This window comes from Buchnera aphidicola (Brachycaudus cardui) (genome assembly GCF_005081945.1).
GTDB classification, from domain to species: Bacteria; Pseudomonadota; Gammaproteobacteria; order Enterobacterales; family Enterobacteriaceae; genus Buchnera; species Buchnera aphidicola_AN.
In genome coordinates this window covers 82,632-108,259 of record NZ_CP034879.1, presented here as the reverse complement: position 1 = coordinate 108,259, position 25,628 = coordinate 82,632, and the positions used below count along the sequence as shown (strand labels likewise).

The window sequence follows — 25,628 nt, the reverse complement described above, 5'->3', positions numbered from 1 at the left end:
AACATTATTTTTTAGAAAAAAATTGAAGTTCTTGAATTAAACGTAAACATTCTAAACGTGTTCCTATAGATATTCTTAGACATTTATTTAAATTAATTTTATCATTTTGATTTCTTATAATAATTCCTTTGTCCCATAAAGCAGAAAATACTGTTTCACACATAAAAAACTTTACTAATATATAATTAGCATTACTCTTAAAAACTTTTTCTACACAAGAAAGCTTATTTAATTCATTTACTAACCAAATACGATTTGAATTTAAATCTAATACTCTATTATTCATAAACTTAATATAATCTGTTTCTAAAGATTGAACAGCTATATCAGCGACAGGAACAGATATTGGATAAGGAGCAATCACTTTATTTAAAGTATCAATAATATCTTTTTTTGCTAAAGTAAAACCACATCTTATTCCAGCTAAAGCAAAAGCTTTTGATAGTGTTCTTAAAATTACTAAATTCGGATATTCTTTTAAATAATTTGTCATAGTATCTTGAGGAGAAAATTCAATATAAGCCTCATCTATAACAATTAAAGCATGACCTAAAGTCATTTTTAATAATGATATAAGATCTTTTTTTATAATAGTATTACCAGTCGGATTATTAGGATTACAAATATATACTAACTTGACTTTAGTTAAATTTAATTTAATATTTAATAAATCTAATTGCCAAGTATCTTTAATTGTTGGAATTTCTTTTATTGCTACTCCATGTATTTTTGCATTCACGCGATACATATCATATGTAGGAGGACAATAAATGATTGCATCTTTTCCTGGTTCACAAAAAGTTTTAATTAATAATTCAATCCCTTCATCTGCTCCTCTGGTAACTAAAATTTGGTTGCAAGATAGATTAGAATAATTAGCATAATAAGAGATTAAATCTTTTGGCTGGCATTCTGGATAACGATTAAATGATTTTTTTTTTAATTTAAAAAATACGGACATGGGTGATTCGTTTGCATTTAACCATATTTCACCAATATGTCCTTCTCCAATACGTCGTGCTGACTGATAGGGTTGTAATTTTTGTATATTAATTCTAGCTAATTTAATAATATTATCCATTATATTTTTCCTTTAAAAAATCGATACGAACTTTTACAGCATTTTTATGTCCTTCAAGTTTTTCTGCAGAAGATAAAATTTCAAGAGTATTAGATAAATTTATCAAGCCTTGAGAAGTTAGTTCTTGTACTAGTACACGTTTTTGAAAATCAGCTAATCCTAAAGCGGAATTAGTAAGAGACTTACCATATGTAGGCAAAACATGATTAGTTCCAGATGCATAATCACCTGCAGATTCAGGTGACCATGAACCTAAAAAAATAGAACTAGCATTGAATATATAATCAAGTATTTTTCTTGGTGATTTAGTTTGAATAATTAAATGTTCAGGTGCGTATATATTTGATATTTTAGCACATTGCAATAAATCTTCAGTAATGATAATAGTGCTATGTTTCAGCGCTATTAGTATTTCTGATAATCTAGTTAATTTTTTTAATTGTTCATTAATAGAAATAATGACTCGTTGTGCCAGATCCTCAGATGGAGTGAGTAATATTACTTGAGAACTAATACCATGTTCAGCTTGTGATAACAAATCAGCAGCAATAAAATCAGGATTAGCAAAGTGATCAGCAATAACTAATAATTCTGAAGGTCCTGCTAGCATATCTATTGCAGGTCCATTAAAAATAGAACTAACTTGTAATTTAGCTTCTGTAACATAAGTATTTCCAGGTCCAAATATTTTATCTACTTTCGGAATGGTTTCAGTACCAAAAGCAAGTGCTGCTATAGCTTGAGCACCCCCGATTTGGAAAATTTTTTTAATACCACAAATATATGCCGCATAAAGCACTTCTTTACTAATAGGAGGAGGAGAACAGAGTATAATTTTCTTACAACCAGCAATTTGAGCAGGTATTGCAAGCATTAGTACAGTTGAAAATAAAGGTGCTATTCCACTCGGAATATAAATTCCTATAGAATTTAAAGGTAAATGAATTTGCTGACAACGTACGCCAATTTGTGTTTCAATATCTATTTTTAAAGGTTTTTGAGCTTCATGAAAACATGTAATATTATTTTTTGCAGTAACAATTGCTTCCTTTAATTCTCTACTGATATCAGATGAAGATCTAGAAATATTTTCTTGCAGCACTTGAAATGTATCATCTTGATACTTGTCAAGTAACAAACTATATTTCTTTAAAGCTTTATCACCTTTATTTTTGACATCTTCTATAATTTTTTGTACAGTATTTTTTATAGAATAATTAGTTTTTAAAATAGGTCTTAATAATATCTTTTTTTGATTATTAGAATTTAATTTATTCCAATAAACAATATTTCTAAAATATTGCATTATTTTTTACTCCATCATCTTTTCAATTGGTAAAACTAAAATAGAACTAGCTCCTAAAGATTTTAATTTTTCCATTGTTTCCCAAAAAAGAGTCTCACTGCTTACCATATGCATAGCTACTCTCTTATCATCACCAGCTAATTTTAAAATTGTTGGTCTTTCGGCTCCTCGTAATAAAGAAATAACTTCTTCTAACTTGTTTACAGGGGCATGTAACATAATATATTTAGATTCACGAGCTTTAATTACACCTTTAATACGCGTCATTAATTTATTAATAACTTCTTTTTTTATATGATTAATATCTCCAGTCCTACAAATAAGACAAGCATGTGAACGATATACAACTTGTACTTCACGTAAACCATTTGCTTCTAATGTTGCTCCTGTAGAAACTAAATCACAAATAGCATCAGCCAATCCAGCTCTTGGCGCCACTTCTACTGAACCATTTAACATGCATGATTTAAATCTAATTTTTTTTTCATCTAAATATTTTTTTAATAAATGAGGATATGAAGTGGCAATTCTAATATTTTTTAAACATGTAATATCAGAATATATAGTACTTACTGGTATGGCTAAAGATAATCTACAAATTCCAAAATCTAGTCGTCTTAAAGTAATATAAGAATACTCTGATTTTTGAGATATTCTTTTTAATAACTCTTCCTCAAGAACATTTTCTCCAACAATTCCAAGATCTACGACACCATCCATAACTAATCCAGGAATATCATCATCACGAACTAACATGACATCAATAGGCATATTTTCAGCAAAAGCTATTAGTTTTTGTTGTTTTAAATTAATTTTAATTCCACAACATGTAAGTAACTTTATGGAATCACTACTTAAACGACCAGTTTTTTGCATAGCTATACGCACACGATTATTATCAAACATATTTAAAATTCCTTAAAATATCTTGTACTAGATAAAATAAAAATATTAATTCTTACTTTTACAAAATAAAAAAACCCAAAAAAACGGGTTTTTAAAAAAATTCTTTTTTATTAAGTAGAAGACATATAATAATTTAAAATTATACAAGATATAAATAATATTATCGTAAAATGTATATATAATAAATAGAATTTACAATAATAAAACTACTGATTTTATTAAAGTTATAAAAGTATTTCTATTTTTTAAAATATTTATATTGAAGAGTGAATTTCAATGATGGCTATAATTGCAGCATCGTTTCCAAAAAATTTCGGTGCCTGATGAAAAGCTATGATATCTGGATGTTGGGACAACCAAAAAGGTATTTGTTGCTTTAAAATATTTTTACCATATCCATGCATAATATGGGCACAACAAAATTTTTCTTTTTGACATATTGTAATCAATTCACCTAATGCTTTTTGTGCTTGATATTGTGTTAATCCATGTAAATCAAGAAAAATATCTGGATTATATTTTCCTTTTTTTAAATTTTTTAAGATATTATATGCATTCTTATGTCGAACATAAGAAACTGGATTATCTTTAAATAAATCTTTTTTATTACTATAAGAAAAGTAATGAATATGAGCATCTTGTTCAAAGATAATACGCTTAGATGTCATATTCATATTATTTTTTTTATCAATTCTAGTATGAAAAATAGTATCTTGTACTATTTCACGAGTATCATTTAAGAATCGACGAAATAACATACTAGCATTAATAGTACATTCGCTATTTTTACTCATAATTATTTTTACCAAAAAGATTAATAATATTTAGCACATAATTTTTTTATTTTTTTAATTATATAATTTAGTTTTTATAAAAACAACAAATAAAACATGATTAAATTATTAAACTTTTATATTACATATTTCATAAAAAATGATCATCCTATTAACTTTTAAAAAATAAAAACCCATTTTTTTGTATTTATTCTGTATAGTTGCATTATTTCACTTTAATAAATAGAAGAATATATATGTCTGGAAATACAATTGGTAAAATATTCTGTGTCACTACTTTTGGTGAATCACATGGAAAAGCATTAGGATGTATAATTGATGGCACACCACCAGGTTTAAAAATATCTCATAAAGATTTACAAGATGATTTAAATCGTAGAAGACCAGGTACTTCTCGTTATACAACAGCACGTCGTGAATTAGATAATGTTCATATACTTTCTGGAATTTTTAACGGTGTTACAACTGGTACAAGTATTGGTTTAATGATTTATAATAGTGATCAACGATCAGAAGACTATAATGATATAAAAGATTTATTTAGACCTGGACATGCTGATTATACTTATGAAAAAAAATATGGAATTAGAGATTATCGTGGTGGAGGAAGATCCTCTGCTCGTGAAACAACTATGCGCGTTGCCGCTGGTGCAATTGCAAAAAAATATCTTAACGATAAATATGGTATTACCATACGCGCTTATTTATCCGCAATGGGTAATGTAAAATGTCTTTTTAAATCTTGGAAAGAAGTTGAAAAAAATCCTTTTTTCTGTTCTGATCCTCAAAAAATTTTAGAACTAGAAACTTTAATTAAACACCTAAAAAAAACAGGAGATTCTATTGGCGCAGAAATAACAATTATTGCTGAAAATGTACCAATAGGTCTTGGAGAACCAGTATTTGATCGTCTAGATGCTGATTTAGCGCATGCTTTAATGAGTATTAATGCCGTAAAAGGTATAGAAATTGGAGATGGTTTTTTAGTAGTAAATCAAAAAGGAAGTGAACATCGTGATGAAATAACATCTGCAGGTTTTTCAAGTAATCATGCTGGAGGTATTTTAGGTGGTATTAGTAATGGCGAAAATATTATTTTAAAAGCTGCATTTAAACCAACATCAAGTATTCAAAAAACAGGAAATACTATAAATAATAAGAATGAAAAAGTGCCAATTACTATTAAGGGTCGACATGATCCATGTGTAGGATTGCGTGCAGTTCCAATAACTGAAGCAATGGTAGCTATTGTATTAATGGATCATTTATTAAGATTTCGAGCGCAATGTGGTAAAAAATAGTTTATATAACTCTTTTTTTAAAAAAATGCTACTAAATTATAAGTATTTAGTAGCTTATTAATGATAAATATTATATAAAAAATATTTCATTGATTACAATTAACTTAAATTAATTAAAAATTGTTAAAATATATCTTATAAAATACTTCTACAATAGCTTTAATAGAAATATACTAAAAATAGCACAATAAATATTTTATATATAACTTTTACTTACAATAAATAATTTTATTAAAGATAACTTAAATCATTACATCAATAATTTTTTCCTTTACAAAATATAAAGATTTTACTATCTACTACTTTTTAAAAATATCAGTTAAATCGTTAAATAACGATAATTTCAGAAATAATTATATTCATACCATATTACTTATAAAAATATCTTATAATAAGTTCTTTTCTTAAATTATCATAGTAGTTTAAAAAAATATTATATTTGTTCTTGATAAGAATATGAAATATATTTCATGAGTTAAAAAAATAAATGTATATTAACATACAATACATATTTTTTATCGTATTAAAGTTATTTAATACTTGATTATATATATCATATGTTCTAATACTTTTATATTTAAAATGAAATAATATTTCCATACATTATATTCATAATTTTTATATACTTTATTTTAAATATATGTCACATATAACATAAAGTACTTTTTATGGAGGAAAACTAATGTTCACAGGAAGTATTGTTGCACTTATTACCCCTATGGATGAAAAAGGTCAGATTTGTCGTTCTAGTTTAAAAAAACTAATAAATTATCATGTTATTAATAAAACTAAAGCTATTGTTTCTATTGGTACTACTGGAGAATCCGCGACACTAAGTCAAGAAGAACATATAAATGTTGTTATGATGACTTTAGAATTAGCAGATCAACGAATTCCGATTATTGCAGGAACAGGAGCAAATGCTACAACAGAAGCTATATCTTTAACAAAAAGATTTGAAAAATCTGGTATTTCAGCCTGTTTAACCGTAACACCATACTACAATAGACCTACTCAAGAAGGATTATATCAACATTTTAAAGCTATTTCAGAAAACACTGAATTACCACAAATTCTATATAATGTTCCTAGCCGTACTGGATGTGATTTACTTCCAGAAACAGTTGCAAAACTATCCAACTTTCAAAATATAATCGGTATTAAAGAAGCTACGGGTGATTTATCAAGAATTAATAAAATAAAAGAGCTAGTTAAAAATAATTTTTTATTAATTAGCGGAGATGATGCAACTGCTTTAGATTTTATGCAACTAGGTGGTCAAGGTGTAATATCAGTTACAGCTAATATTGCTGCAAGAGAAATGATGCAAATTTGTTCATATGCACTAAAAGGAGATTTTATTAATGCAAGATCTATAAATAAACGTTTAACACTACTACATGAGGCATTATTTATAGAACCTAATCCTATTCCAGTAAAATGGTTAGCTAAAGAAATTGGATTAATAAAAAATGATACACTGCGTTTACCATTAACTCCGATTTTAAAAACAACACGCTTAAAACTTAAAACAGCTTTTCAATACGCAAATCTTCAAAGGTTATGAATAATATAAAAAAATATTTAAAACTTACAATAATATTTCAAATTATTAACTTATTTTTAATAACATCTTGTGCGTTAAAAGATTTTAAAAATGATAATATTTTATTTGATACAAAAAAACAACATCAATTAAAAAATTTAACTATCCCGAAAGGAATAACTAGCCCTAATCAAGATAAAGAATATAACATCCCTTATGAAAAAGAAGATTTAAACAAAAAAAGTTATAATATATTTCCTCCTTTATAAAAAATTTTTTCAAAAATAATATTAATAGTAGTTGGTGCAGATTATCCTTATGATATTCTGCATCCTTAACAATCACGATTTTAACATAATAGTTTTATTCAAAAAATATTTTTTATAGAATTAATTAAGTTAGCAACTTTTTTATTATGTCTTCATAAATTAAACTTAAAATTTGTAAATCAGATATCTTAACACATTCATTTACCTTATGAATGGTATGATTAGTCAATCCTAATTCTACTATTTCAGAACCCATCAATGAAACAAATCGACCATCAGAAGTACCACCAGAAGTAGATAAAACTGGTTTTATTTTGTTAAAATTCATAATAGATGCTATAGTAGTATCTAATAGTACACCTTTTTTAGTAATAAATGGTTTTCCTGAAAGACACCATTCTATTGAATAATTAACATTATTTTCATCTAATATATTTTTAATTTTAGATTTAATATCTAGATCAGATACTTCTGTACTAAAACGAATATTAAATTGAACTGATAAAGATCCTGGAATAATATTATTAGTTCCATCTCCTGCATGAATATTTGCAATATTAATACTGCTTGGTGAGAAAAATGAATTACCATTATCTAGTTTTATAGATAATATTTTTAAAATAATAGGTAATCCTTTATGTATAGGATTATCAGCTAATTCAGGATAAGCAATATGACCTTGTATTCCATGAATAATAAGATTAGCTGTGAGTGAACCACGTCGACCATTCTTTATGACATCACCAACAATGTTATCACTAGATGGCTCTCCTATTAAACAATAATCAATTATATCATTTTTAGAAATTAAATATTTTACTACTTTAATAGTTCCATCAATAGCACTAGACTCTTCATCAGAAGTAATTAAAAAAGATAAACGTCCTTCATGATGTGGATATTTTATAATAAAATTTTCCACTGCGATAATCATAGCAGCTAAAGCACCTTTCATATCAGAAGCCCCTCGACCAAATAAAAATCCGTTATGAATAACTGGATCAAAGGGATCACTATGCCAATTTTTATTTTCACCTGGTGGTACTACATCTGTATGACCTAGAAAAGTTAAAGTTTTACCAGTACCTCTTACTGCCCAAAAATTTTTTGTATCGTTTATATTAATTGTTTCAACTATAAATCCTATTTTACGTAAACGTGTTATAATAATATCTTGACAACCTAAATCTCTTGGACTAATAGATGGAATACGAATTAGTTTTTGTGCTAATTTAGTTATTGAACAAATCATTTCTATTCCTAATATATTCTTAAAATTCTATTATTATTTATATTTTATAAAAAAATAGATGGGGCATAATAAAACCCCACCACTAAAAAATTAAAATAAACATTAAGAATTTAATAAATTTATTGATTTATTAACTATGTTCTCTACAGTAAAACCAAATTTTTTAAACAAATCTTCTGCTGGAGCTGATTCACCAAATGTTTTCATACCAATAATTAAACCGTTAATACCTACATATTTATACCAAAAATCTTCTATACTCGCTTCCACTGCAACTCTTTTAGTAACATAAGAGGGAAGTATTAATTCTTTATAAGAAACATCTTGTCTATCAAAAACATTAGTAGACGGCATTGAAACTACACGTGTAGAATATCCTAATGAAACTAGTTGTTTAGCAGCAAGTAAAGTAATATTAACTTCTGATCCAGTAGCAATAAAAATAATATCAAGTCTTTTTTTAGAATCATATAATATATATGCTCCATTAGAAATATTTTCTAATTGTTGAGAATCTCTATCGAATTGACAAAGATTTTGACGTGATAGAATTAATGCTGTTGGTCCTGTTTTTTTTTCAATAGCATTTTTCCAAGCTACTGCTGTTTCTACTTGATCACTAGGCCGCCAAACATCTATATTAGGTGTCATTCTTAAACTAGACAATTGTTCTATTGGCTGATGCGTAGGCCCATCTTCTCCTAGTCCGATAGAATCATGAGTATATATAAAAATATGTTTAGTATTCATTAAAGCAGCCATACGTACTGCATTTCGTGCATATTCTACAAACATTAGAAATGTAGCAGTATATGGAATAAATCCTCCATGATGAGCAATACCATTTGCAATAGCCGTCATTCCAAACTCGCGAACTCCATAGTGAATATAATTTCCAGATGGATCTTTAAAAATAGAACGGGAACAAGACCATTGAGTTAAATTACTAGGAGATAAATCTGCTGATCCACCTATTAATTCAGGTAATATTTTACCAAATGCTTCTAATGCATTTTGTGAAGCTTGACGACTAGCAATATTTCGCGTATTTCTTTGTAAGGAATAAATGTAATCATTAGATACATCACTCCAATTGATAGGCAAGACTTTATTTACTCGTCTTAAATATTCAACTGATAAATCTGGATACTTTAATTGATATAAAGAAAATTTTTTATTCCATTCCTGTTCAAGTTTAGAACCTTGTTTAATAAAATTCCATTTTTCATATATTGCATCAGGTATTGTAAAAGGAGAATATTTCCAATTTAGTTTTTTTCTAGTTAAAATAATCTCTTTTTCTCCTAAAGGAGCTCCATGTGATTCTGCAGTACCTGATTTATTAGGCGCACCAAAACCAATAATTGTATTACAAATAATAATTGATGGTTTATCTTGTATTGATTTTGCTTTTTTTATACTATCTCTAACAGATTTATAGTCATGACCATTCACTTGATCTAGTACGTGCCAATTATAAGATTCAAAACGTTTTACTGTGTCATCTGTAAACCAATTAGAAATTTTACCATCTATTGAAATACCATTTTTATCATAAAAAACAATTAATTTACCAAGATTTAAAGTTCCAGCTAAAGAACATACTTCATGTGAAATACCTTCCATTAAACAACCGTCACCTATAAAAACCCAAGTATAATGATTGACTATATCATAATTTGGGCGATTAAAATAAGCACTTAAAGTTTTTTCTGCAATAGCCATACCAACAGCATTAGCTAATCCTTGTCCTAAAGGACCAGTAGTTGTTTCAACACCAGGTGTTACACCTATTTCAGGATGCCCAGGAGTCTTAGAATTAAGCTTTCTAAAATTTTTTAACTCTTCTATAGATAAGTTATATCCGGTAAGATGTAATAAACTGTATAATAACATCGAACCATGTCCATTAGACAGTACAAAACGATCACGATCATTCCAATTAGGATTCTCTGGATTATGTTTTAAAAAATCTCTCCATAATACTTCAGCAATATCTGCCATACCCATCGGCATACCAGGATGTCCTGATTTTGCATTCTGTACAGCGTCTATACTTAGCATTCGAATTGCATTAGATAGTTCTATTCGTGAGCACATATATTTTCCTTGAATTTGAAATATAAAGAATCAAAAAACTATATTTTTTTAGAAATTATTTTTTCTAAAGAATATTGATCTTTTGCAAAATTTCTTATACCTTCTGATAATTTTTGAACAGCCATAGCATCTTGATTATGTTCCCATCTAAATTCTTCTTGAGATAATGGAATAGGAGGAGTTAAAAAAGTAGTCGGCGGGATAAGTTTTCTTTCTAATTTTTTATTACAAGATTCTAATTCTTGTAATAAAATAGGTGAAATAGTTAATCGATCGCATCCAGATAAATGTAATATTTGCTCAATATTACGGAAACTTGCACCCATAATTATAGTTTTATAATTATATTTTTTATAAAAATCGTATATTTTATACACAGATATAACACCAGGATCTTTTTTAATAGAAGATTTTGATATTAATTTTTGAGAAACATACCAGTCATAAATACGTCCAACAAAAGGCGAAATTAAAAATACACCTGATTCGGCACAAACACGTGCTTGAGCAAAAGAAAATAAAAGAGTTAAATTACAGAGGATATTATCTTTTTTAAGTTCTTCTGCAGCTTTTATACATTCCCATGTAGCAGCTAATTTAATTAAAACTCTTGATCTAGAAATTCCTTGTTCTTCATATAGACTAATTAATTTCTTTGCTTTTAAAATACATTTTTCTGTACTAAAAGATAAACGTGCATCAACTTCACTGGAAATATAACCCGGTATATGTTTTAAAATTTCAATTCCTAGATCTACTAATATTTTATCACTAGCATTAATTACTTGATCTTTATAGAGACCTCCTTTCTTTTTTGCATATTGTACTCCTTGATCAATAACATGATTATTAGTACTAGCGTTTACTGCTTGAAGTATTAAAGATGGATTAGTAGTGGCATCTTCTGGTTTATACTTACAAATAGATTTTATGTCACTAGTATCTGCAACAATAGTTGTAAAGTTTTTTAATGCATTTAATTGATTCATATTTCAATCTCTTTTTTATAATAAAAAATTCAAATCATATATAAAATATACATTTTATTTAATACTAATATATAGTAAATTTTTAATAAGAAAAAAATCATTTTAATACTGTAAAATATTAAAATGATTCTATTTTTTTTAACTGTTTTAATGTATGCGTTTTTATACATATTAAAAACAGCAATTATTTAATAAAATTTTTAACATATATCGAATAATATAAAAATAATAATACAGACAAATATTAATATTTTTTAATTATTAACGATACATTAGTACCACCAAATCCAAAGCTATTAGACATAGCCGTACTAATTTTTGTATTTATAGTTTTCTGTACAATATTCATATTAGCAGCATAAGGTTCTAATATTTGAATATTAATTGTTGGAGCAATAAAATTATATTTTAACATTAATAATGTATAAATAATTTCATGTACTCCTGATGCTCCTAATGCATGACCTGTTATTGATTTGGTTGCTGAAATCATTGGTTGTTTTTGATTATAAAAAACTTCTTTAATTGCTTTTAATTCTATTAAGTCACCACTCTTTGTAGATGTACCATGTGCATTAATGTAATCAATAGAAATATTTTTATCTTCTTTTGCTAGATTCATACAACGAACAGCACCTTTTCTTGAAGGTAAAACCATATTATAACCATCAGATGTTGTAGCATATCCAATGATTTCTCCATAAATATTAGCAGAACGAGATAAAGCAAAATTTAACTCTTCAATCACTAAAATTCCTGCTCCACCAGAAATAACAAAACCATCACGGTTAATATCATAAACACGTGATGCTTGTATAGGAGTATCATTAAAATGAGTAGAAAGTGCTCTCATTGCATCAAATTCACTAGCTAGTTCTAAGCTGATTTCATCACCACCACCTGCAAAAACAAGATCTTGTTTACCAAATTTTATTAGTTCAAATGCATTGCCAATACAGTGAGCAGAAGTTGTACAAGCGGAACTTATCGAATAACTTATCCCATGAATTTTAAATATTGTAGATAAGCATGCTGATATTCCAGAAGGCATTGTTTTTATTACAAAATAAGGACTAATAGTATTTAAAAAACGTGTCTTTTTTATAGATTTTATATCACGTTCTACATAATATTTTGAAAAACTACATCCTGAACCAGCAATCAGTCCCACACGAGGATTTTCTTGATATACTTTACTACTTATTTTAGAGTCTTGAATGGCTTCCATCATAGCTAAAAAAGCATATGTAGAAGCACTGTTCATAAACCGATTCATTTTATGTGTAATATAACTGGTATCTTTTAATCTAATATTCCCCCAAATTTGACTACGCATACCAAAATCTTTCATTTCTTTTGAAAATATAACGCCAGAAGTTCCATTATACAAAGAATTTAAAACTTCTTTTTTATTATTGCCAATACTAGAGATAATACCAAAACCGGTAATAACTACTCGTCTCACTTATAATCCTTATATTCATAAAAAATTATGTATATAATACAAATATAATTTTTTTAATTAAATAAACGTTTTATTATCACTTATATAAAAAATATTTCATGGAAAAAAATGAATAAATTATATAAAGGTGCTTTATATATTGTGCCCACACCTATTGGTAATCTTTCAGATATTACTTATAGAGCATTAGAAGTTCTAAAAAATGTCAATATGATTGCAGCTGAAAACATCAGACATACTAATATTTTACTACAACATTTCAATATTAAAAACTATATAGTATCAATGAATAAAGAGAATGAAAAAAATAAAAGTGATAATTTAATTGAAGAACTAAAACAAGGAAAAATAATTGCTTTAGTTTCTAATGCAGGTACTCCAATTATTAATGATCCTGGTAATATATTAATTAAAAAATGTCATTTTTTTAATATTCAAGTAATTCCGCTTCCGGGAGCATGTGCTGCTATTACGGCATTAAGTGCTTCTGGGATAAATAAAAATCGTTTTTGTTATGAAGGTTTTCTTCCCTCTAAAAAAAAAATACGATGTGATTTACTACATTCTCTAAAAGAGGAAACACGAACAATTATATTTTATGAAACAAAATATAGAATACTTGAAAGTATACAAGATATAATAGAACAAATAGATCAAAATAGACATATAGTAATAGCAAGAGAAATTACTAAAAAATGGGAATCTATTTATGGAGCAACAGCAACTTCAATACTAGAATGGCTCAAAGAAGATAAATATCGTTATAAAGGCGAAATGGTAGTAATTATAGATGGTTTTAAACCATTAAAAACTACTTTTATATCAAAAAAAATATTAGATACATTTTTTATATTAAGAAATAGTTTTTCATTAAAAAAAGCTGTGATGATTACTTCTAAAATACATGATGTCAGTAAAAATACTCTATATCAGTATGCAATCAAAAATAAACATGACAAAATTATTTAAATAATATATAATGAGATAGTGAAGTTGACTAAACAGTCGCTTTTTAGTTTTTAAAAAAATTAAAAAGAGGAAAGTCCGGGCTCCATAGAGCAAGGTGCCAGATAACATCTGGAAAGCGTAAGCTTATGACTAGTGCAACAGAAAAAAAACCACCTATTTTTTGTATTATATAATTAAAATATGGAAAGGGTGAAAAGGTGTGGTAAGAGCACACCGCATAGTTGGTAACAATTTATGGCATGGTAAACTTCCACCTGGAGCAAAGCCAAATATAGGTTGTTTTTACTCGTATTGCTCGTACTATGTAAACCTGGGTAGGCTGCTTGAGTTAGTAAGTGATTACTAATCTAGATGAATGACTGTTAAAACAGAACCCGGCTTATAGGTCAACTTCATTAAAATATAAAAAAATTAATGACTCTTATAAAGGTAATAAATTTATTACCTTTAATAAAATTTTTTTAAATTTAAAAAAATATAAAATATTAGTTTCCAGACACTTGCATTTCAGATAATAAAATAGAACCGCATTGAATATTATTACGTTTATCAATATCATTACTAATATTAAGAATATTATTCCACATTCTTCTTAAATTTCCTGATATAGTAATTTCATTAACAGGATATGAAATTTTCCCATTTTCAATCCAAAAACCTATTGCTCCACGTGAATAGTTACCACTTACAATATCCACGCCTTGTCCCATTAATTCAGTTACCAATATACCTTGATGCATTTTTTTTAATAATTCTTCAAACGATATATCATTATTAGAAATAAGCCAGTTATAAATCCCTCCAGAATTACCTGTACTATCTAATTGTAATTTACGACTACTATAACTATTTAATAACCATGTTTGTAAAATTCCATTTTTAATAATATGTTTAATCTGAGTTGTAACACCTTCATTATCAAAAGGTTTACTACCTAAACCCTCTCTTAAATGAGGATTTTCTTCTATATTAAGCCATTCAGGGAAAATACTCTTTTTTAAATCATTAATTAAAAACGTGGATTTTTGATAAACATTTTCACCACTAATTGCATTAGCAAGATGTGAAAAAAAAATATAAGCTATTTCTGCAGAAAAAATTACTGGAGACTTCATGGTACAAATTTTTCTTGAACCTAATCGAGATAAAGCACGTTCAGCTGTTTTTTTGCCTAGTATTTCTGATTTTTCTAAATTTTCTATTTTTCTTGAAATAGAATAATCAAAATCTCTTTGCATAGAATTTTGATCTCGAGCAATCATACAATTATATGTTGAATAACGAGTAGATTTATATTTTTCTAACATACCTAAACTATTACCAAAAACGTTTATAGTAATATGACTATTAAAAAAACTACCTTCACTATTAACAATTCTTTTATCAAATTTAAAGGCTTCTTGTTCTGCAATAGATGCATATTTAATTGCATGTTCTATATTAAATTCCCATGGATGAAATAAATCAAGTTTTATAGGATGAAAACATAATAAATTTATATCAGGTAAGCCCGAAAAAAAATCAGAAGAGGAGTGTTTTGAAATATCAATAGCCATACTTAACATATTTTTAATACCGTTAACACTAAAATCTTTAGATGAAACACTACCTTTAGAAAACTTATTATATACTGTTATAAACAGTGCTCCATCACTATTAAATTCAACATTTTCAACAATATTATTTCTTATATTAACACTAATACCTATTGTTTTTTTTACAGAAACTTCGATAGAAATTATTTGCTCTTTAGCAATTTCTAATGTTTTTTTTACTGTATTTATCAGAAATCCTTCTTCTTTTTCTATGTCTTTTATTATTTGCATATATAAATCCTTAAAAACATATTTTTTGTATGTTTATATTATATTAAAAAATACAAACGAAAATAAATTACTTTATATAAAAAAATAGATATAATTATTCCTGAATGCTAAAATGCATTTAATATAATATATCTATATTATATTACAAGAAATTCACTTAAACTCAATTAAATACTTATAAAGGAACAGCCATGAATTTGAATAAAATTGTTGCCGGTGATAACATACCACATGACATATACGTTATAATAGAGATTTCATCAAATTCATCTCCTATTAAATATGAGATGGACAAACAATCAGGAATGTTATTTGTAGATCGCTTTATATCAACTCCAATGTTTTATCCTTGCAACTATGGCTATATCAATCAAACTTTATCTTTAGATGGTGATGCTTTAGATGTATTAGTGCCTTCTTATTATCCAATACAATCTAATTCTGTTATTCATTGTAAACCTATTGGAATATTAAATATGCATGATGAAGCAGGAGACGACGCTAAAATTATAGCTGTACCTAATAGCAAAATCTGTAAAGAATATGAAAATATAAATGATATATCAGATATATCAGAATTATTAAAAAACCAGATTTCACATTTTTTCCAACACTATAAAAAACTAGAAACAAAAAAATGGGTTGAAATTATAGGATGGGGAAATCATCTAGATGCAAAAAAAGAAATTAGTACTGCATATAATCGCTCTAAAAAACATGAATAATATTCTCAAAATATAAAATTTTTTTCATTTATTCTCAAGTAAAATAAAGAACATTTTATATATCCAATCAAATCGTATTTTTCAAATAAATAATGTAAATATAATTGAGAAGAAAATTTTACTGTTATTTTAGGTAAGATTTCTACTAGTATGTTTTTACTATAAAACGAAAGTCGCCATTCTGGATTATAATCATTTAAAAATGTATTTAATGTAAATAATATATTAGCTTTCTTAATTGTAATCTCTTGATTAATTTTTATATGATCTGTTTTCCCTAAAAAATAAGGAAAAAATAAAGTTATATACTGTAATATATTATCACTTTTAATAAAAATATTTTTTAAACTAACATCGGCTGATGCTTTAGGCCGATATAAAGTTCCAAAAAAACTTATATTACTATTAAATACACCTTGTACCTGTTTAAAATTTGTAGAAAAAAAATTGATAAAAGATATCGGAAAATTAGAAATAATAAAATTACCTTGTATATTTTTTTTATTATAAATGTCTAAAACATTGAAATATCCAGAAATATTTTTTTCTAACGAAGTAATATATTTTTTTATTATCCATTTACTTGTAATATCGTTGTCTTTCAGATTAAGAAAAACTTTTAAATTATTTATATCTTCATAAAATAGTGCTTCTTTAGTTTTTTTTTCTAATCTAATATTTTTACTTTCTAAAGATATTTTTGCATTAGAAAAAAAATTTTTTCCTGATATCCAATTTGCTTTTGCTTCAAGAGATAATTCACTTTTAAAATTAACATGATGTTGATTTAATATATTAAAAATAGATTTCTTTGTATCATACAAAAAATATAAAAAACTATTTTTTATTTTATTTTTTTTTATATGGTTATTATTTTTATTATAGTAATAAAAAAATGGACTTTTTTGAATAATAAATTCACCTAACCATGTTTTAATATTGATTTTCTTAAAAAAACTATACCAATGACCTGTTTTATGATTAAAAATACTATTTAATATAATATTTACATATACAGTTGGACTTTTTAATAAAAAACAAAAATTTTGTTTTTTATTATTCCAATTAGCAGTCATATTCAAAGAATCAATATAAAGTTTATAAAGTCTCAATTGTTTCATATCAACTAATACTTTCCCTGAAAGCAAATTATTTTTATTTATATTCGAAAGTATTTTCATCTTTTTTAAGTATATATTATTCCAATTTAAATTACTGGCTAAAATTTTATTAGTTATTATCGGTAGTCTATAGTTACCATATAAATTTAATTTAGACTTAATCTTACCTTTTAGATTAGGTAAAAAATAATTTAGATCATCAGCATAAATAGATGAATAAAGATTAAATTTTTTTCCTAAAAAACCATTTAAATATAATTTATTTGTTCCTGCTAAAATATTTATTCCAGGAATTTCTAAGAAATTAAATTTGTTATAGCATAAAGAACCTAATATAGATAATTTCTTTTCTATCATATTAGCGTCTAAATGTATTTTAGAAGCACATATATTATATATACTATTATTAGATTTACCTGATAAATTAATTTTTCCCATTAATTGAAAAATAGATTCATGGTATTTGATAATATTTTTTAAAGGAATTATTTTTTTTATAAGAAAAAAATTGATTTTTTTTAAAAAAATATTTTTTAAATTACCATATCCATCAATATCAATAAAAATTGATGGCATACCTTGTATAGTTAAAATATTCTTTAAAGATAAAGAATAGTTGTTTTTTTTACCTGTTAAAATTAGATTAAAATTCTTTAATTGTAGTGTTACATTTTTTTTTATAGAAAAAAATAAATTATTACTTTTGAAGTGTATATAAAATAAATGATTAAAGTTTTGGAGTACCACTGCACCATTTATATGAATATTATATAAATTATGAAATTTTAATTGAAATATAAATTTATTGTTCAAACGAGATTTAAATGAAACATTTATAATTTTATTATAAATATTAGGTAATAATATTTTATTCTTTATGTTACATACAATAGAATTGTTATTAAAAAAAACTTTTCCATAAGATTCAATTCTGAATAAATTAGAATTTATTTTTACTCTTTTTATGTTTAAAATATTATGATTAAACTGCGCTTTTAATTCTATGGATAATAAAGTATTGAATGTATTGCTTGATAGATTTAAATTATTTAATTTTAAAAATTTTATATCAATATTAAATGGAATAAAAATATTTGATTGAGTAGATAAACAATATAAAAAACTATTTGTTTTTGTAGTATTATCGATACTCTTTATAATTTCTAAAGTATTTTTTTTAAATTTTTTTTTTAGTTCAATATTTGAAGGTACTACGTGAATATTATCAATATAAGTAGGAAAAAAAGTAATAGTATGATTTATAAATTTTACACCACTAGAAAAATTTGATAGAAATACATTTCTATCTGTTGTTTTTAACAAAATCTTATCTGCATGTATTTTTTCAAAAATTATAGGATATTTAATTAATATATTATGTTGTATAATCTTAGAAGATACTTTTTTCTCATAAGGATAAAGCAATGTCTGATCTTTTAATACAATTATTATATTCTTAGTTTCCAATTCTTTACATACTGTTGAAATCTTAAATAATGATTGAAGATCTAATATTACATGAATACTATCAGCTTTAATAGACATTTTAAAATTATCATAATGAATGTTTTTTAATGTAAAATCACGCCAATTACCTGATACTTTTTCTACTTTTAATCCTAAAAAAAATTGACTAGTAAGATTAAAAATCCACTTGAATCCTATATTACTTTCTATACATAATAACAAAATAATACAAATACTAGAAAAAATAATCAAAGATTTAGACAAATATCTCTGATATATACTCATAAAAATTGTCCTGATTTAATATTAAATTATTCACTTAAAAAATACATTCATGATAAATTAATTAATGTTTAATATAAAAGTATCTTCTATATATTAAAAATTGCAAAAAAATATTGTTTTGTTTCGTAAATTTTAAAAAATTACAAATACGTATTTCATATAGAAAAATTAATCAAAAATATTCATTATAAATTTTACAAAAATGAGAAAATATTAAACGGCTATTATAGTTTTTTATAATATGTTAAAATCTTTTTTTGATATAACTATTATCTTTACAGTATTTATTAAGCAACATCTATTAAGTTTTTAATTTAAAAGAGACAAAATTATGTCACGTATATGTCAAGTTACTGGTAAAAAAAGAATGGTTGGTAATAACCGATCTCATGCTATGAATGCAACTAAAAGACAGTTCTTAACTAATATTCAATATCATCGATTTTGGATTGCTGATGAAAAAAGGTTTATTAAATTACGTATTTCAACTAATGGTATGCGTTGTATTGATAAATATGGCATTGAAAAAATTATAAAAAAAATAAAATATAAAAAAAATAAAGGCTAATTTATGGCTAAAAAAAATCGTGAAAAAATAAAAATGATTTCATCTGCAGGTACTGGTCACTATTATACTACAACTAAAAATAAAAGAAATACACCAGATAAACTACAATTTAAAAAATATGATCCTGTAATTCGTAAACATGTTTTATACAATGAAGGAAAAATAAAATAAAAACAATTATTGTTTAAAAAAATCATTTGTAAAAATTAAAGTATAATTTTTTTCAAAATTATACTTTATTTATAAAAAAAATTTATAGCTTTTCAAAATATATAAAAAAATAATTTTTTAGTATATTAAAAAAATAGAATTATATATTACTTATAAATCATGTATTTAAAAAAATATGAGATATAAAAAACATTAACTCATTTAATAATTTTTCGAAAAAAGGGAAAATAATCGATATTAAAGAGTATAATACTAACATTCCTACTAATAAGTTTAGTGGAAAACCGACGGAAAAAATAGATATCTGAGGAGATAAACGATTTAATAAACTCATTATAAAACTAATTGCTAATAATACAATCATTACTGGAAGAACAAATAAAATACTATTTAAAAATATATGACTAGAAAAATTTAACAAAGAAAAAAAAATATTTTTATTTATAAAATAGCCATCAATAGGAATACTATAAAAACTATCAATTAATATAGAAATTAAATAAAGATGAGCATTAAGTACCAAGAAAAAAAATAGAAAAAAAATATTTAATAAACGAGATATTATTGAAATACCAATATGACTATTATTATTAAAAAAAGTTGCAAATGACAAACCTATCTGTAAACCTATTATTTCTCCTGACAAATTTACTGTAACAAATAGTAATTGCGCAGTAAAACCTAAAACGATACCGATTAATATTTGCTGTGTTAGCAATAAAAAACCAACATAAGAAAATAAAACTGTCTGTACTTCAGGTAAAAAAGGAAAGATTAACGAACTAATTATACCAGACAATAATATTTTACTTTTTTTATTTATTAGTTTATCGTTAAAAATAGGTGCTACAGAAAAAAAAGATAAAATACGCACCATAGGCCAAAAAAAATTACCAATTAACGTTATAAATTGAAAGCTGCTAAATGTTAACATTATTTAATAATCAATGGTATATTGTTAAATAAATTATGCATATAATCTAGCATAACACCTAACATCCAAGGTCCAAGTATTGCCATTACGCCTAAAACAGAAATAATTTTAGGAATAAAAGATAGAGTTTGTTCATTAATTTGTGTAGCTGCTTGTAATACACTAATAATTAAACCACTAATTAAAGCAGCTAAGAGTAATGGTGATGCAAGAATTAACGTCACTTTCATAGCGTTATGAAATAATTCCATTACATGTTCAGAGGTCATAAACATCTCCTATTTTTAAAATTAATTTAAAATTATTGATGATGTAAAAATATTTATGAAGATATTATGTATGAAAACTTTGTGCCAATGAAGTGATTAATAATTGCCATCCATCCACTAATACAAATAACATTAATTTAAAAGGTAAAGAAATTGTTGAAGGCGGTACCATCATCATACCAAGAGCCATCAATACACTAGCTATAACTAAATCAATAATTAAAAAAGGTATAAAAATAGTAAATCCAATTTGAAAAGCGGTTTTTAATTCACTAGTAATAAATGCAGGTAATAAAATTCGCATTGGTATATCATTTTTATTTTCATAAGAGGAAATATGTGCTAATTTCGAAAATAATTCTAAATCAGGTATACGTATTTGATTTAACATAAATTTTTTTAAAGGACTTGAACCTTTTATAATAGCATCTTCCATATTTATTTTTTCTTGACTAAATGGTATATAAGCATCTTTATAAATTTCATCAAAAGTCGGAGACATAATAAAAAAAGTTAAAAACAATGCTAAACCAAGTAGTATTTGATTTGGAGGGGCATATGGAGTACCTAAAGCATTACGTAATAAACCAAAAACAATAATAATTCTTGTAAAACTAGTCATCATTAAAAGAAAAGCTGGCAGAAAAGTTAATGAAGTCAAAAAAACTAATGTCTGCACTGAAACAGACCAAGTTTGTCCTCCGTCATCTAGTAGATGACTGGTTAATGCAGGAATATCAGCACGTACTGTTGGACAAAATAATAATAAAACTAAAAATGGAATGATTCGATAAAACATTGTTTTTTTCCAAAAAATTTTAGCAAATTTTTTTAAAGAATAATTTAAAGTGTTTGTTTTCAAAAAATCATTATCTCTTTGACTAACTGGTTTATCTTTAAAATGAGATGATAATGTATATAAATGACTAATTTTTTTAGTTGTTACACCTAATACTAATTTTACTTCTTGTACTTCTATTATAACAATAGATTCATGCGGTCCAACAGACAATCTATCTATAATTTTCATACAAGAAAGCATATTATTAACTTTAAAAAAAGAAATTTTTTTTAAAATCCAACTTAAAACTAATATTAGTAATATTATTTGAGATAGTGAACTGATTATTTGAAAAAATTTTTCGTTATTAAATATTGGTTGAAAAGTATTCGATATTGATTGAAAAGATACGTTATTTTTCATAAAATTTATATTCAAGGTAAAATATTAACCGTTTTTAAAGATTGTTTTACATTAGTAATACGAAGACCGTATTTCTTATCTAAAACCACAATTTCACCAGAAGCAATTAAACAATCATTTATGAAAATATCTAATGGTTCTATTGTTAACTTGTCTAAAATTAACATACTCCCTTTTGATAAATTAAGAAAATCTTTAATTTTTATTTTTGTTTTTCCTAATTCTACTGTTACATTAATTAATGTATCAAGTAAAATTTTTTTATTATCCATATTTTTTTGAGATAAATAATTTTTATCAGTATTTTTATATTCATGTGTATTTTCTTTAGAATCTATAAATACTTCATTATTAGATTTTTCTTCTAATTGTTCTTCTATATTACTCATTAGAGTGTTTTCCTTATATTGATTAGACTCTAAATTATTACTAATAAATTCTTTTATAAAAATAATAGATTGTTTATTAAATCTTTTATATTCAGCAAAAAATACAGGTTTATTTTCTATAAATAATATAATTTTATTAGGTTTGTTGATAGATAAAATGTCTCCTACTGATAAATTATTTAATTTTTTATAAGCAATAGAAATATCAATTATTCTAGCTGTAATATCTATTTTTACATTATATATATTTTTAAAAGAAAAACTATTTAAACAATTTTTGTCTTTATCTAATTTATGATTATTTGTAATTGAAGTAACTTGCTTTTGATTTAATTTTTTAATTGTTGACACAGGGATTAAAATACTAAAAAAAATTTTTATATTATTAATTTTAAAGTTAAAATGATTAATTAAAAACAATTCATTAGAATGAACATTAGATTGTTTAAAATCAATAAGCACTTTTACATTAATAAATTTTATATCCAGAGAAAAAAACTTTGCATAAACATTAGAAAGGCATTCTATAATTAGTGTGGTAATTTTTTTATTAATTAAAAAATCAGTAGATGTCATATCTTTTTTTTGATACATTTTATCTATAGTATTACCATTTCCTCCAAATAAAAAATCTGTCATAAAAGATAAAAAACTTGAAGAAAAAATTATAAAAGATTGATCTTTGTAAGGTAATATTTCTATCAAGTTAATACATTTATAATTTTTTATATTATTTTCACTATCAAGCTCTATTTTTATATCATGGAACATTAACTTTACATCTTTTTTGAAAAAATTAGAAAAATCTATTATGATCTGATTTATAAAAAAATTGTTAATATTTTCTAATATTTTCATCTCATCTTTTTTGAAAAAATGATTTATTTTTTTTTCTCTATGAGAATATTTTTTAAAATCATTATGTAAATTATTACTTTTCCCCATTTATATATATACCTCACAGGTAAAAGTGACTAGAACACAAGATTACAATTGAATTTGTAATTTATATAACAACAATATAATTGTATATCTTTTGTATTAGATATATATTATCTTCTTTATTACACATAGATATCAATTTCTTGATATTTTATCATGTCTATATTTTTTTTATATATATTCAAGGTTTTTTTAAATTGATGCACATTAAAAATATTTTTATTTAAAATACTTTTATAATTTTTTATGGAACTATAAATATTTACTTCTTTTAATAAAATGCGACTTTTATTTAATGAATTACGTAGATAAGGAACATATTCGTCTAAAAATTTTCTAACTTCATTATTATTAGAAATAAAACTTAGTACTGCTTGATCATGTTTCATATTGATTTTAATATATATAGCACCTAAACTTTCTGGTTTTAAATATATTTCTGCTTGATTTTCTTTATTAGCAATAGCTAGATGTATTTTTTGACTAATTGATTTCTTCCATTCTATAGAATTTTTGGAAGAATGAAAAAAAAATGGTTCTGTATATGTTCTGATCACTTCTTTTTTATTATTTTCTTTTAAAAGATATGTATTACGCATACAAGTATCAATTTTATTTATATTTTTTAATGGAAATAAATTATTTTTATGATGCTTGATGTTTAGAAAAGAAATGACGTTTTCCTTGTTTTTTATATTTTTACATCTATCTTGATTTATATTATTAAAATTTATTTTTTTATGATTATAGTGATGATTGGATTTTATTAAATATGCGTTATTTATTATATTTAACTTATGTTCTTGACTAGTTATATTTTTACATGCATCTGATGAATTTGATGGTGATCTAATGTATATATTTTGAAATTGATTTTTATTCTTGTTTATTTTACAATTTTTTATATCTTTTAAAAAATAAAAATTATCTAATAAAATATTTTTATGTTGGGTCATTTTTTTTTTTTTATATTTTTACATCGAACATTCTTTAAATGACTTTCATTAATATCTTTTTTTTCTTTATTAAAAATATTTAATAAATTATTAATGACAAAATTATTACATATAATATTTTTGTCATCTTTTTTTTTATCTTCTGTAGAGACGTTTTCAAATTCTATTGCTTGGGTAAGTAAAGTTTTTTGTAATTCATAAAATAAAGATTTAGATCTGCATAATTCGTTAATAATATTAAAAGTATTATTTTTAATATTAGAAAAAATATTTTTTTGTGATGTTGTATTATCAATAATTTCTAACATTATAATGCTTATCCTTTTTTAAAAAACTTTAATTGAATATAATTATCATTAAGTATCTGTTCTTCTATTCTTTTGATATTTAATATTTGTGTTTTATTTATAAAATTTAAATTTTTCCAAAATTGTAATTTTTTTTGACTTTTAGACCAAATGTTTAATCTTTCTTTAATTACTTCTTGATTTTTCTTAAGCATATCTCGATTATCTTTAATAATTACACGTAACATTGAAATGAAGTTATTATAATTTTTCCACTGATATATACACATTCCTGATAACAATTGATTGTATGTTTTTTTTATATATTCCTTTTCATACTCAACTAACAATTCTAATTGTTGATTATTATGTTTTTGTTTTAAGAACATATTTTTAAGATTAATGATTTCTTTTTCTATTTTTTGTATTTCTATTTTCTCTAAAATAGATAAAAAATGTTTTTTATATTTCATTAGTGTAATATATATATCCAATATTTTGACATA

24 protein-coding genes, 1 other RNA gene and 1 pseudogene are annotated in these 25,628 nt (G+C 24.4%); 8 read left to right on the top strand and 18 right to left on the bottom strand.

Annotation, left to right across the window (positions count from 1 at the left end; genetic code table 11):
* Positions 1–4: 4 nt before the first annotated feature.
* From hisC to smrB, 4 genes are all read right to left on the bottom strand, one after another.
* Complete coding sequence (hisC, locus tag D9V67_RS00515) at positions 5–1,084, bottom strand: histidinol-phosphate transaminase (protein ID WP_158359040.1); 1,080 nt, start codon at positions 1,082–1,084, stop codon at positions 5–7.
* Positions 1,074–2,387 carry a histidinol dehydrogenase gene (gene hisD / locus D9V67_RS00510; RefSeq protein ID WP_158359038.1) on the bottom strand — a complete coding sequence of 438 codons (1,314 nt, stop codon included), beginning with the start codon at positions 2,385–2,387 and terminating at the stop codon, positions 1,074–1,076. Before hisD ends, hisC begins: the two co-directional genes overlap by 11 nt.
* A 6-nt stretch (positions 2,388–2,393) precedes the next feature.
* Positions 2,394–3,293 carry an ATP phosphoribosyltransferase gene (hisG, locus tag D9V67_RS00505; protein ID WP_158359036.1) on the bottom strand — a complete coding sequence of 300 codons (900 nt, stop codon included), beginning with the start codon at positions 3,291–3,293 and terminating at the stop codon, positions 2,394–2,396.
* Between the two features lie 254 nt (positions 3,294–3,547).
* On the bottom strand, positions 3,548–4,087 hold the full coding sequence (smrB, locus tag D9V67_RS00500) for an endonuclease SmrB (protein ID WP_158359034.1): 540 nt from the start codon (positions 4,085–4,087) through the stop codon (positions 3,548–3,550).
* A gap of 236 nt (positions 4,088–4,323) precedes the next feature.
* Between smrB and aroC the strand changes: the two genes are divergently transcribed.
* The 3 genes from aroC to D9V67_RS00485 all read left to right on the top strand — a co-directional run bounded on the left by aroC (position 4,324) and on the right by D9V67_RS00485 (position 7,203).
* Entirely contained in the window at positions 4,324–5,388 is a 1,065-nt protein-coding gene (gene aroC, locus D9V67_RS00495) for a chorismate synthase (RefSeq protein ID WP_158359032.1), read from the top strand.
* A 682-nt stretch (positions 5,389–6,070) separates the two neighbouring features.
* Complete coding sequence (gene dapA / locus D9V67_RS00490; RefSeq protein ID WP_158359030.1) at positions 6,071–6,955, top strand: 4-hydroxy-tetrahydrodipicolinate synthase; 885 nt, start codon at positions 6,071–6,073, stop codon at positions 6,953–6,955.
* Positions 6,952–7,203, top strand: a complete 252-nt coding sequence (locus tag D9V67_RS00485) for an outer membrane protein assembly factor BamC (RefSeq protein WP_158359028.1) — start codon at positions 6,952–6,954, stop codon at positions 7,201–7,203. The genes dapA and D9V67_RS00485 overlap by 4 nt, the downstream gene beginning before the upstream one ends.
* Positions 7,204–7,327: 124 nt before the next feature.
* Here D9V67_RS00485 and dapE read toward each other — a convergent pair whose 3' ends face one another.
* The 4 genes from dapE to D9V67_RS00465 form a co-directional block, all read right to left on the bottom strand.
* Entirely contained in the window at positions 7,328–8,455 is a 1,128-nt protein-coding gene (dapE, locus tag D9V67_RS00480) for a succinyl-diaminopimelate desuccinylase (protein ID WP_158359026.1), read from the bottom strand.
* A gap of 102 nt (positions 8,456–8,557) precedes the next feature.
* Entirely contained in the window at positions 8,558–10,555 is a 1,998-nt protein-coding gene (gene tkt, locus D9V67_RS00475; RefSeq protein WP_158359024.1) for a transketolase, read from the bottom strand.
* 38 nt (positions 10,556–10,593) lie between these two features.
* Positions 10,594–11,544 carry a transaldolase gene (gene tal / locus D9V67_RS00470; RefSeq protein WP_158359021.1) on the bottom strand — a complete coding sequence of 317 codons (951 nt, stop codon included), beginning with the start codon at positions 11,542–11,544 and terminating at the stop codon, positions 10,594–10,596.
* 244 nt (positions 11,545–11,788) lie between these two features.
* Complete coding sequence (locus D9V67_RS00465; protein WP_158359019.1) at positions 11,789–13,009, bottom strand: beta-ketoacyl synthase N-terminal-like domain-containing protein; 1,221 nt, start codon at positions 13,007–13,009, stop codon at positions 11,789–11,791.
* Between the two features lie 108 nt (positions 13,010–13,117).
* Here D9V67_RS00465 and rsmI point away from each other — a divergent pair, with 108 nt between their 5' ends.
* Positions 13,118–13,978: a 16S rRNA (cytidine(1402)-2'-O)-methyltransferase gene (gene rsmI / locus D9V67_RS00460; RefSeq protein WP_158359017.1), complete on the top strand. Its 861-nt coding sequence runs from the start codon at positions 13,118–13,120 to the stop codon at positions 13,976–13,978.
* Between the two features lie 20 nt (positions 13,979–13,998).
* Positions 13,999–14,376: RNase P RNA component class A (rnpB, locus tag D9V67_RS00455), an RNA gene on the top strand.
* An 87-nt stretch (positions 14,377–14,463) separates the two neighbouring features.
* Here the strand turns inward: rnpB and pmbA are convergent.
* The gene (pmbA, locus tag D9V67_RS00450; protein ID WP_158359014.1) at positions 14,464–15,804 is read right to left on the bottom strand and encodes a metalloprotease PmbA; all 1,341 of its coding nucleotides are present in this window, start codon (positions 15,802–15,804) and stop codon (positions 14,464–14,466) included.
* A 191-nt stretch (positions 15,805–15,995) separates the two neighbouring features.
* Here pmbA and ppa point away from each other — a divergent pair, with 191 nt between their 5' ends.
* The gene (gene ppa, locus D9V67_RS00445) at positions 15,996–16,529 is read left to right on the top strand and encodes an inorganic diphosphatase (protein ID WP_158359008.1); all 534 of its coding nucleotides are present in this window, start codon (positions 15,996–15,998) and stop codon (positions 16,527–16,529) included.
* A gap of 5 nt (positions 16,530–16,534) precedes the next feature.
* Here the strand turns inward: ppa and D9V67_RS00440 are convergent, their stop codons facing one another.
* Positions 16,535–19,402: a translocation/assembly module TamB gene (locus D9V67_RS00440; protein WP_158359005.1), complete on the bottom strand. Its 2,868-nt coding sequence runs from the start codon at positions 19,400–19,402 to the stop codon at positions 16,535–16,537.
* A gap of 331 nt (positions 19,403–19,733) precedes the next feature.
* Between D9V67_RS00440 and rpmB the strand changes: the two genes are divergently transcribed.
* Positions 19,734–19,970, top strand: coding sequence for a 50S ribosomal protein L28 (gene rpmB, locus D9V67_RS00435; protein ID WP_158359003.1), 237 nt, complete (start codon positions 19,734–19,736; stop codon positions 19,968–19,970).
* Between the two features lie 3 nt (positions 19,971–19,973).
* Positions 19,974–20,141: a 50S ribosomal protein L33 gene (gene rpmG / locus D9V67_RS00430; protein ID WP_158359001.1), complete on the top strand. Its 168-nt coding sequence runs from the start codon at positions 19,974–19,976 to the stop codon at positions 20,139–20,141.
* 157 nt (positions 20,142–20,298) lie between these two features.
* Here the strand turns inward: rpmG and fliR are convergent, their stop codons facing one another.
* From fliR to D9V67_RS00390, 8 genes and pseudogenes are all read right to left on the bottom strand, one after another.
* Positions 20,299–21,075, bottom strand: coding sequence for a flagellar biosynthetic protein FliR (gene fliR, locus D9V67_RS00425; protein ID WP_158358999.1), 777 nt, complete (start codon positions 21,073–21,075; stop codon positions 20,299–20,301).
* The gene (fliQ, locus tag D9V67_RS00420; protein ID WP_158358997.1) at positions 21,075–21,344 is read right to left on the bottom strand and encodes a flagellar biosynthesis protein FliQ; all 270 of its coding nucleotides are present in this window, start codon (positions 21,342–21,344) and stop codon (positions 21,075–21,077) included. Before fliQ ends, fliR begins: the two co-directional genes overlap by 1 nt.
* Before the next feature lie 64 nt (positions 21,345–21,408).
* The gene (gene fliP, locus D9V67_RS03205) at positions 21,409–22,143 is read right to left on the bottom strand and encodes a flagellar type III secretion system pore protein FliP (RefSeq protein WP_261979704.1); all 735 of its coding nucleotides are present in this window, start codon (positions 22,141–22,143) and stop codon (positions 21,409–21,411) included.
* A gap of 78 nt (positions 22,144–22,221) precedes the next feature.
* Positions 22,222–22,548, bottom strand: a pseudogene (gene fliO, locus D9V67_RS03200) (flagellar biosynthetic protein FliO); the annotation flags it as partial.
* An 11-nt stretch (positions 22,549–22,559) separates the two neighbouring features.
* Positions 22,560–23,882: a flagellar motor switch protein FliN gene (gene fliN, locus D9V67_RS00405; protein WP_261979688.1), complete on the bottom strand. Its 1,323-nt coding sequence runs from the start codon at positions 23,880–23,882 to the stop codon at positions 22,560–22,562.
* 119 nt (positions 23,883–24,001) lie between these two features.
* Positions 24,002–24,835 carry a flagellar hook-length control protein FliK gene (locus D9V67_RS00400; protein ID WP_158358992.1) on the bottom strand — a complete coding sequence of 278 codons (834 nt, stop codon included), beginning with the start codon at positions 24,833–24,835 and terminating at the stop codon, positions 24,002–24,004.
* A complete protein-coding gene (locus tag D9V67_RS00395; protein WP_158358990.1) occupies positions 24,832–25,143 on the bottom strand; it encodes a hypothetical protein in 312 nt (103 codons plus the stop codon). Before D9V67_RS00395 ends, D9V67_RS00400 begins: the two co-directional genes overlap by 4 nt.
* An 8-nt stretch (positions 25,144–25,151) precedes the next feature.
* Positions 25,152–25,595, bottom strand: coding sequence for a flagellar export protein FliJ (locus D9V67_RS00390; protein ID WP_158358988.1), 444 nt, complete (start codon positions 25,593–25,595; stop codon positions 25,152–25,154).
* Positions 25,596–25,628: the final 33 nt, after the last annotated feature.

What these genes read in the sequence shown, in the direction of transcription:
- hisD (WP_158359038.1), bottom strand. Translation starts at nt 2,387, where the DNA reads ATGCAATATTTTAGAAATATTGTTTATTGGAATAAATTAAATTCTAAT.
- hisG (WP_158359036.1), bottom strand. Translation starts at nt 3,293, where the DNA reads ATGTTTGATAATAATCGTGTGCGTATAGCTATGCAAAAAACTGGTCGT.
- smrB (WP_158359034.1), bottom strand. Translation starts at nt 4,087, where the DNA reads ATGAGTAAAAATAGCGAATGTACTATTAATGCTAGTATGTTATTTCGT.
- aroC (WP_158359032.1), top strand. Translation starts at nt 4,324, where the DNA reads ATGTCTGGAAATACAATTGGTAAAATATTCTGTGTCACTACTTTTGGT.
- dapA (WP_158359030.1), top strand. Translation starts at nt 6,071, where the DNA reads ATGTTCACAGGAAGTATTGTTGCACTTATTACCCCTATGGATGAAAAA.
- D9V67_RS00485 (WP_158359028.1), top strand. Translation starts at nt 6,952, where the DNA reads ATGAATAATATAAAAAAATATTTAAAACTTACAATAATATTTCAAATT.
- dapE (WP_158359026.1), bottom strand. Translation starts at nt 8,455, where the DNA reads ATGATTTGTTCAATAACTAAATTAGCACAAAAACTAATTCGTATTCCA.
- tkt (WP_158359024.1), bottom strand. Translation starts at nt 10,555, where the DNA reads ATGTGCTCACGAATAGAACTATCTAATGCAATTCGAATGCTAAGTATA.
- tal (WP_158359021.1), bottom strand. Translation starts at nt 11,544, where the DNA reads ATGAATCAATTAAATGCATTAAAAAACTTTACAACTATTGTTGCAGAT.
- rsmI (WP_158359017.1), top strand. Translation starts at nt 13,118, where the DNA reads ATGAATAAATTATATAAAGGTGCTTTATATATTGTGCCCACACCTATT.
- pmbA (WP_158359014.1), bottom strand. Translation starts at nt 15,804, where the DNA reads ATGCAAATAATAAAAGACATAGAAAAAGAAGAAGGATTTCTGATAAAT.
- ppa (WP_158359008.1), top strand. Translation starts at nt 15,996, where the DNA reads ATGAATTTGAATAAAATTGTTGCCGGTGATAACATACCACATGACATA.
- D9V67_RS00440 (WP_158359005.1), bottom strand. Translation starts at nt 19,402, where the DNA reads ATGAGTATATATCAGAGATATTTGTCTAAATCTTTGATTATTTTTTCT.
- rpmB (WP_158359003.1), top strand. Translation starts at nt 19,734, where the DNA reads ATGTCACGTATATGTCAAGTTACTGGTAAAAAAAGAATGGTTGGTAAT.
- rpmG (WP_158359001.1), top strand. Translation starts at nt 19,974, where the DNA reads ATGGCTAAAAAAAATCGTGAAAAAATAAAAATGATTTCATCTGCAGGT.
- fliR (WP_158358999.1), bottom strand. Translation starts at nt 21,075, where the DNA reads ATGTTAACATTTAGCAGCTTTCAATTTATAACGTTAATTGGTAATTTT.
- fliQ (WP_158358997.1), bottom strand. Translation starts at nt 21,344, where the DNA reads ATGACCTCTGAACATGTAATGGAATTATTTCATAACGCTATGAAAGTG.
- fliP (WP_261979704.1), bottom strand. Translation starts at nt 22,143, where the DNA reads ATGTTTTATCGAATCATTCCATTTTTAGTTTTATTATTATTTTGTCCA.
- fliN (WP_261979688.1), bottom strand. Translation starts at nt 23,882, where the DNA reads ATGGGGAAAAGTAATAATTTACATAATGATTTTAAAAAATATTCTCAT.
- D9V67_RS00400 (WP_158358992.1), bottom strand. Translation starts at nt 24,835, where the DNA reads ATGACCCAACATAAAAATATTTTATTAGATAATTTTTATTTTTTAAAA.
- D9V67_RS00395 (WP_158358990.1), bottom strand. Translation starts at nt 25,143, where the DNA reads ATGTTAGAAATTATTGATAATACAACATCACAAAAAAATATTTTTTCT.
- D9V67_RS00390 (WP_158358988.1), bottom strand. Translation starts at nt 25,595, where the DNA reads ATGAAATATAAAAAACATTTTTTATCTATTTTAGAGAAAATAGAAATA.